The organism is Polyangium sp. 15x6, assembly GCF_029960785.1.
GTDB lineage: Bacteria > Myxococcota_A > Polyangia > Polyangiales > Polyangiaceae > Polyangium.
This window is the reverse complement of the sequence record NZ_JASBQE010000006.1, coordinates 228,390-236,879: the sequence shown is the minus strand read 5'-3', so window position 1 is coordinate 236,879 and position 8,490 is coordinate 228,390. Positions and strand designations below refer to the sequence as shown.

General features: G+C 68.5%; 5 protein-coding genes. 2 read left to right on the top strand and 3 right to left on the bottom strand.

Annotation, left to right across the window (positions count from 1 at the left end; all coding sequences use genetic code 11):
• Positions 1-117 precede the first annotated feature (117 nt).
• Positions 118-1,284: an oxygenase MpaB family protein gene (locus QHF83_RS07485; RefSeq protein ID WP_282417066.1), complete on the bottom strand. Its 1,167-nt coding sequence runs from the start codon at positions 1,282-1,284 to the stop codon at positions 118-120.
• Positions 1,285-1,448: 164 nt separating this feature from the next.
• Here QHF83_RS07485 and QHF83_RS07480 point away from each other — a divergent pair, with 164 nt between their 5' ends.
• On the top strand, positions 1,449-3,329 hold the full coding sequence (locus QHF83_RS07480) for an OPT/YSL family transporter (RefSeq protein ID WP_282417065.1): 1,881 nt from the start codon (positions 1,449-1,451) through the stop codon (positions 3,327-3,329).
• Between the two features lie 121 nt (positions 3,330-3,450).
• Positions 3,451-4,167, top strand: coding sequence for a hypothetical protein (locus QHF83_RS07475; protein ID WP_282417064.1), 717 nt, complete (start codon positions 3,451-3,453; stop codon positions 4,165-4,167).
• A 66-nt stretch (positions 4,168-4,233) separates the two neighbouring features.
• On the opposite strand, the gene QHF83_RS07470 is transcribed toward QHF83_RS07475, so the two are convergent.
• Both QHF83_RS07470 and QHF83_RS07465 read right to left on the bottom strand, forming a co-directional pair.
• Positions 4,234-5,475, bottom strand: coding sequence for a pectin acetylesterase-family hydrolase (locus tag QHF83_RS07470; protein WP_282417063.1), 1,242 nt, complete (start codon positions 5,473-5,475; stop codon positions 4,234-4,236).
• Positions 5,476-5,506: 31 nt separating this feature from the next.
• Positions 5,507-8,485, bottom strand: coding sequence for an alpha/beta hydrolase-fold protein (locus QHF83_RS07465; RefSeq protein ID WP_282417062.1), 2,979 nt, complete (start codon positions 8,483-8,485; stop codon positions 5,507-5,509).
• Between the last annotated feature and the right edge of the window lie 5 nt (positions 8,486-8,490).

Here is an 8,490-nt window from a genome sequence, read left to right as displayed (position 1 = left end):
CGGCCTGTTCGATGAACTGCGCATCGCGCAGTTCATCGACCCCGGGTCCAGCGCTTGCGCTGGTCCGGGTCCAGGGGTGGACAACCCCTGGTCGGGGTCCGGGGTGAAACCCCGGCGCTACGCTGCGCGCGAGAGGCGCTCAGGCGGCGCGAAATGCGCTGGGGCGCCTCCGAGGCCCTCCTGCACCACCATGTCCCAGTAACGCGCGCCTGAGCCGATGGCTTTGCGATGCGCTGCTGGTGAGCGCTTGCGTGCTTGCTCGGCTACACGCGTCACTGCGCGGAGGGCGTGGAATGCTGCGACGAACGGCGTGCGCTCGATTCCGAGCTCGTCGGCGAGCTCGTCGCCGAGCAGCCCTCGCGAAAAACCCATGCCGATGTTTCGCCGGAAGACGCCGAGCCGCTTCTCCTCTGGCGTCCTTGCTTGCTGGATTGGCGATTCGAAGAGGGCTTGCGTGAGCGCCCGCGAGTCGTCGTCGGGCCGGCCTTCTGTCGCGCGGATGAGGTTTGCGAGGTTCCATGCGTCGAACTCGCTCGCGGGCAACAGCTCGGGATCCACGCCGATGAGGTGCCCCGAGTAACGCCAGAGGTGCATGAAGCACTCGGCCTCGTCTCGATCGATCTCCAGCCCGAATGCGCGGATCCCTTCGAGGAACACGAGCGAAAAGAGCAGCGACGTGCCTGCCATGTCGTGCTGGTTCACGGGCAGACCCCATGCGGCCGTGTTCCATTTGGGCGAACGCGAGAGCATCTGCCGCACCTTCGCGTGCATGAGCCGCACCTTCAGCGTGATCGCGAATCCCTCGCCTGTGCGAAGAAGCCCGCCGGGCTGCGCCGTCGCTTGCACGAAGCGCGAGGTCTCGCCCAGGCGGCGTGGCGCGCGCTCCACGAGTTGACCCGAGAAAACGAGGGGCTTGTTGCCCCCGGGCGAGGTGTACCCGAGCACGAGCGAGTAGGTACCGAGCACTGCGCCCCCGAGGGCCCCCGAGCGCAAGAGCAGCTCGCCACCGCGCCGGATGGCGTCCCAGTCGACCCAGGCGGGCACGTGCGAGGACCATTCGAGGAAGGCGCGCATCGCCGGGGGCAGATCGAGCCCGCGCGTGTCCGGGGCGCGGAGGGCCTTGTCCAGGAGGGAAAACCCGCGACCGGCGGGGGCGCCCTCCATCTCCTCGATCACCGCGTCGGCCAGCGGATCGCCGCGGAGCAGGAACGGCGCAAGACGGTCCACGCGGTCGCCGAAGCGTGCGCGGGCTTCCTCGAGGTTCTGGTAACGCGTAGGGATCATCGTGGCCCGGAGACCATAGGGTCCGTCGAGCCCGCTGGCGAGCGGGCTTGGGCGGTTCGTCCAGACTCTCTTCGGCCTCCCCGGCTGGCGGGTCTTCCCGGACATACTTTGCCTGCGATCCAGCGCTAGGCGCGCCCGTCCGTGCTGCTAGCATCCCGTTCCCGATGACAACCCCTTCGCCTGCCGCCGCCGAGGAGGCGCCGCGCCCCAAGTTTGCCTTCCTCCCGAAGATCGACACGCCGGCCTACCACGCGCTTCTTTCGGCCGTGGCGATCCTGGTCCTCGGCCCGCTCGGCGGCATCGCCGCTGCGTACATGAACTTCAGCCTCGGGTTCTTCGTCGGCGGACAGGTGCTCGCGGGGATCCTCGGCAGCGCGGTCACGTACGGCTACGGGCCCGAGGGCAAACACGGCGCGAACTACATGCAGACGATGGCCGCGAGCGTCGCGGGCATGGCGGGCATGGGCGTGCTCATCCAGGCGATGACGTGGCTCGGGATCCCGATGCCGCCGTGGCATCACCTCGCGCTCTACTTCGCCTGCATCGGCATGTTCGGCGTCGGCCTCGGCATGGTGTACACGCCGATCCTCGTCGACCGTTTGAAGCTCGATTACCCGAGCGGCTACGCGGTCGCGAACATCCTCCGTGCGCTCACGGACAAACGCTTGCTCAAGCGCTCGATCGGGCAGCTCGGCGGCGGCACGGGCGCGGGCGTGGTGTTCGCGGCGCTCGTGGAGAAGCTCCCGGCCGTCGGCGCCACGCAGCTCTCGGCGTCGACGATCGGCGCGGGCATGGTCGTCGGCGCGCGCATCGCGATCCCCGCGCTCTTGATGGGCCTCATCGGCAAGTGGATCACGCCGTACCTCGTCTCGATCGGCTGGCTCAAGGAGGGCGAGAGCTTCCGCAAGATCGGCTTCCTCATCGCGCTGGCGATGATCCTCGGCGCGGCGGTGGTCGACATGTCGCTCATCGCTGTCGAGGCTGTCCGGCGCGTGCGCGCGCAGGCGGGCAAGCCCATGGAGGCGGACGCGAAGGACGCGTGGAAGCAGGTGAACCCGAAGCGGCTCGTCGCGTGGATCGTCTTCTGGGCGGCGGCGCTCGTGGCCGTCTCGACGCTCGTGATGGGGCAGCCGATCACGTTCACGATCTTCGCCATCCTGCTGACGAGCGTGTTCGTGCTGATCAACGGCATCTCGCTCGGCATCAGCGACTCGAACCCGATCTCGAGCGCGTTCGTGATCGCGGTGCTGCTCATGAGCGGCCTCGGCCTCAAGGATCCGCGCGTCGGGCTCATGAGCGCGAGCATCTTGCTCGTCGCGTGCTCGGTCGGCGGCGACATGCAGCAGGATCGCTCGACGGGGTATCGCCTCGGCACGAACCGCACGGTGCAGTTCCGCTACCAGAGCATCGGCATCTTGATGGGCGCGGTGCTCTGCGTCGTGCTCGCGCAGACCTTCATGAAGGCCTACCCGGTGCTGACGATCAACTCGTTCGCGGATCCGAAGGCCGACGTCGGGCAGTGGCAGAGCGCGATGACGTTCAAGTTCGTCGGCGCGCTCCAGGACATCGGCTACCTGCCGACCTACAAGGTCAAGGCGCTCGCGATCGGCCTCGCGATCGGCATCGGCACCGAGATCCTCCGCAAGGTCATCCACGCGAGCGAGCGCTACAAGAACTTCGTGAAGGGCTCGAAGGAAGGGTTTGCCACGGGCTTCGTGGTGGACGCGTTCCTCTTGCCGAGCCCGTACGCGTCGTCGTTCGGCGGCTTCGTCGAGCTCATGGTCTGCGTCTGGTTCGCGGTCGGCGGCGTGGGTTCGTCCGCGTACAACACCTGGCAGAAGAGCATGGCTGCGAAGCAAAAGAAGGATGGCGAGGATCTGCCCGAGGACATGAGCACGACGTCGCTCGTCGGCGGCGGCCTCATCGCGGGCGAGGCGCTCTACGCGCTCGCCGTCGGCTTGCACGGCCTCTTCTCGAACGTCCTGCTCAAGCCCGCCGCGGCCACGCCCCCGCCGCCCGCCGCGCCTCCGACGTCGCAATCCTGACGGCGCCGCGCGCGTGTGATCAGGATCGCGAGGGTTCGTCCTTCGGACCTCCCGCGTCCGCCGAAAGAAAAAATCGCGACGTCTTGAAATAACGGCACCCCGTCGCTCGATTAGGGGTGCCATGAAGACGCAACACATCTCCGCTCTGGTTCTCTCGGCGCTCGTGGCTTCGCTTTCGGCGGGCTGCGGGAACGCCGCCTCCTCGGGTGAGGCGTGCGTGGAGGCGCCCGGCCTGGCAGGAGACCACGTCTACGTGTTCTCCCAGGGCTCAGTGCCTCATGCACGTGTCGAGCGCACGGTCCGCAACGATGGCTCGGAGACGCTTTCGGGCGTCTCGCAGGTCGCTGCGATGAAGGTGATGGAATACGCCGAGCTCGGCCCGGATGGCCGCCTCGTGTACGCCGACGTGACCGCGACGGGCGCGAATGGCGTGACGCGACGGCTCATCGCGGACGCGGCGCACGGCGCGTTTTACGTGCAAGACGAGCAAGGCGCCGGCTGGAAGCGAATGGCCAAGGACACCCCCTGGGTGTACGCGGGTTTCGCGGGGAACACGTCCTTCGCGACCCTGCCGACGCCCGTGAGCGCGTGGGTCACGCTGCGCGCGACGAGCGCCTCGCCCGACGTGCGTGTCCTCGACGCGACGCTGCGCGAAGGCCGGATCGTGCCGCAGGATCAGCTCGTCGCGGAAGGCGAGGGCGGCGAGCGCTTCGTGATCGCGGGTGATTCCGTGCTCACGGCGAACGACGACTTCGTCACGGCCCTCGGCGAGAGCACGCTCGAGCCGCTCCGGATCGCGGCGGTCACGCTTCGCCCGCGTCGGGTCGCGCAGCGCTGATTCCAGCGCCCTGACAAACCTCTCGTCATGAGGGGCCGGGTCCCTCCCCCGGCCCCTCGTTCTTTTTCAGGGCCCGATGTGCTCCATCGGCCCGTCGTTCACGACGTCGCCGATCCAGTCCGAGAGCTTCTTCCCGTTCACGCTCGTCGTGTAGAGCCCGGTGATCAGGTACGTGTGCATCGTGCTGTCGACGTAGTACGTCGCCCAGTTGCCCGGACCGTTCATGTGGGTCTTGCGTAGCTCGTCGAGCCCTTGCGCGTACACCTCGCCCGAGACCGCGGTGGCGATGCCGTCGATGTTCTGGCAGTCGTTCTTGCCGTAGCCGAAGAAGAGCGTGATGACGCTGTCGCGCGTGGACGAGATGAGCCCGAGCCGGCTCGTCGGGTACTTCTTGCCGATGTAGTCCACGTAATGGACGATCCCGCCGCCGTCCGCGCCGGTGCAGTCGGCGCAATCGGCCGGCAGCGTCTCTTTCAGGTTCCAGAGCGTGCGCCAGCGATCCTGCAGGCAGGGGGCGATGTACGAATCCGACATCGGCGGGCCGGAGTCGTCGATCAGGACCACGGGCGTCGGGCAAAACGCCTGCGCCACGCGATCGTAGTTGTACGCCGCGCCGAACCCGCCCGCGCTGATGCCCGTGAGCAAGACCTTCGACAGGCCGGGGAACGTGGGGATGATTCGTTTGAGATACAAGTAAATGTTGTCGTACCCGACGAAGTCTTGATCCTTCGGCGTGAGCGCGCCGGGGATGTCGACGTCGTTCGCTTTCCCCGCGTGGATGTCGCCCGAGCAATACGGGACGTAGACCATGTTCCAGTCCTTGACCGGATTGTCGTCCTTGCCCGTGTCGAAGATGCCGCTGCTCCCGACCGTCCCTTTCCAGCCGGCGAACGTGATGGAGCCGAAGCTGCCCGGGTTGATGCCGCAGGTCGTGCCATTGAAGCAGGCGCCGCCGCCTTCGAGGTAGAGGACGAGTTTGTCCGAGCCCGTCCGGGGGCGAATGCCGAACCCCGTGGGCGAGCCGTCGCGGCATTTCGCGCCGTCGACCGGGATCCAGGTCCATTCGCCGGGCGGCGCGTCGATCGGCTTGATCGCGGGGCCGTCGAAGGGGCCCTCGGGCGAACACGTCGGCCCGGCGCCGCCGTTGCCGCCACCACCCGCGCCCCCGGATCCTCCCGCGCCGCTCGACGCGCTGCCGCCGGCCAGGAGGCCCGACGTCGTGAGAGGTTCCGAATCACCGCCGCAGCCCGCACAAAGCGCGGTCACGAGCGCGGCGAAACCAAGCCACGGGATCGAGTGCGTGCGCATGGATCGACGCTAAGGTGTCCCGGAAGGGAACTCAATTCCAGTCGATCCCGAAGAAGCCGCCCTCGATCGCCGCGCGCCGGTCGAGCAAGTGACCACCACGCTGTACCGTCATGCGTCCGTCATAGACGACGAAATCAGGTGAGAAGCGCGGGAGGTGGCGGCTCGCGAGGGTGCCGGCGGAGCCCACGCCGGCGTGTACGACGACGTATTCGTCCGGATTGCGCGGGTGAGGGTAAATGAAGGAGAGCCCGACGTCCTCGCCCTCGTGCCGCTTGCCGCGGAACGTGAGCGCGGAGGGCTCGAAGCGCACGGGGAGCGCGCTCTCGAGGAGCGCGGTGACCCGGTTCGAGCGGGGGTTTCCAACGAGGACGAGGCTGCGTGAATCGATCTCGGCGTCGGTGATCTCGACGTCCGATTTCACCGGGAAGCGGGCCGCGAAGGTGTCGAAGGAGGCGAAATGCTCGGCGACGAGGCGGTTCGTCTCGATCTGCGCCGGATCCTGGGTTCCGTAGACGACGAGGCGGCCGTGGCGATCGATGTCGTCGAGCGGGCCCGAGACGCCCGCGCGCTTGCGCCCTTTGCGCGAGGGTTCTTCGGGTACGCGGACGAACGCGCCGCCCTTCTTGACGAGAAAGAGCATCCCCGCCGCGAACGGCCCTTCGATCACCGCGCCGTCCACGGTCACGCCCGCGCCTTCGCGCAGCGAGAGTTGCGCGAGATCGAGGGCGAACGACTCCACGTTGCGGGTCTTCACCGTGATGCCGTCCGCCTTCGAATGGCGGGCGTCGATCTCGGCGAACTTGTCCTCGACCTCCATGCCGAGCAGGCGCACCCAGTGCGCCCGGTCGTACCGCCATTCGCCCGTGACGAACCGGACGCGCTCCGGGGCTTTCGGCCGGCGATGCGATTTCAGCCATCCGATCATGTCGCCGTCCTCGTAGCCGTAATCCCAGACGTTGTGGTCGAGATCCTCCTGGACGTCGAACTTGTAGGGATAGCCGAGGGAGCGATAGCGGTCGGCGACGAGCTGCGAGCGGGTGGGATCGTCCTTTCCGCCGTGGACGATGAAGAGCGGCACGTGCTGGCCATTCTCGGCCCAGTTCACGATGTACCGTTTGGCGAGGAGAACGTCCTCCCAGGGCGTGTGTGGGGCTTTTCGGATGCTCTCCCAGCCGAGCAGGTTCGGATAGCCGCAGAGCGGGGCCGAGGCGGAGAAGAGGTCCGGGTAATGGAGGGGGAGGTAAAACGCGACCGTGCCGCCGAGCGAGTAGCCGGTGAGGGAGATGCGGCGTTCGTCGATGGGGAAATGAGCGCGGACCTCGGAGACGACGCGGAGGACGTCGTCCTCGCCGAGGTGGCGCTGGCCCGCATTGCCGAATTGAAAGGGCGCGACGATGAACGCGCCGAGATCCGGCAGGCCCGGGAAATGGCGCGCTTCGAGCAGGCCATTGAAGCCAGCCTCGGGCGCCTCGCCGACGACGACCCGCAGCGCGATCTCCGGGCGATTGCCGAGCCCATGGGAGGCGACGACGAGCGGGAGCGGTTTGCCCCCGGGGCGATAAGCCCGCGGGACGTGGAGGACGTACGGCTGGAGGCGGCCGTCGAGCGGGCTGCGATAGGCGCGGCGCTGGATGCCGAACCGGCCGGCGTAGGGGTTTTCCCCCTTTTCGAGCGAGGCGAGGAGGGCCTCGGCTTCGTCGGTCTGGCGCTTGATCCAGGAGATGTCGGGATCATTTTGCGCGAGGTTCTCGACGAGGCCGTCGATATGGGCGAGGAGGCTGTCTTTTTCGCCGCGAGTGGCCGAGGAGCTCTCGATGGTCTCGCGTTTGCCCGCGAGCGAAAGGACGCGTTTTTGTAAGGATCCGCGGTAGACGAGCGGGATCTTCTGCTCGGTCCCGGGCGCCGCGCCGAGGCGGAGGCGGAGGTCGGTCGTCCCGGCTTTTTCGAAGGGAATGGGGAGGGAAAACCCGCCCTCGGGGGTGCCGAGCGAGGCGGCGGGCACGAGACCCTCGCCGAGCAGGCGGGGCTCGCTTTTTTCGGAGGCGAGCTCGGCGCGGTAGGGGAGATCCTGCGTTTTCCGAGGACCGAGGCCGATCCACGCGGGTCGCACGGAGACCTCGAATCCCGTGGCGGTGGGCTTTTTGTGGATCTCGGCGAGGAGGAGCTCGGCCGGCGTGCATGTGGCCTCGGGGGCCGTGGCGAAGAGCAGGTCCGGCGCTGGGCCGCCGGAAGGGGAGCGGGCGCGGAGCCAGAAGCCGGTGGGCGCAGGGGTCGGTTGCTCGACCTCGACGATGATTCGATGGGCGCCCCGATCGAGGTCGAGCGGGACGCGCATCTCGTCGCGGAAGGGCGGGGGATCGGCCTCGCGCGTGGCGTCGAGGATGCGCTTTCCGCCCACGGAAATCCGCACGTGGCCGGAGACGCCCGCGGCGAGGAGGATGCGCTGCGCGCGGCCCGAGACGAGCTGGCCCGACAGGACGAAATGGGTGGGCGGCTTCGGGCCTTTTTTGGCGTCGGCCTTCTCGTGGACGTCGACGTAGCCGTCCTTCGCGCAGATCGGGCGCGGCGAGGGCGGGGCGCCGGCGTCGGGGGGCGTCGTCGCTTCGCCTTCCGGTAAGGGTCCCGGCAGCGGACCCACGGCGGTCCACGCGTTGAACCAGCCTTCGCCCTGCGGCGCGAGGAGCGCCTCCCGAGCGAGCGCGACCGGCGGATTTCCTTCGGCGCGGAGGGAGACGCAGCCTGCGCCGAGGCAGGTCGAGCCCTCGCCGCAGCGCTCTTCCACCCAGCGCTCGCCGCCCTGGCAAACGAGCGCGACCTCCTCGGAGGTGCATCGCCCCTCACCGGGCGTGCAGACGGCACCGGGCACGGCATCCGGCGGCGCGGGCGCCTGCACGGACGGCTCGGCGCGCGGAGGCGGGCGCTGCTCGACGCCATGCTCGGCCGGCGGGCGGCAAGCCGGGGGGCCGGCGAGGGCGGCGAGCACGAGCGGGAGGAGGAGCCGAGGGCGCATCGAAG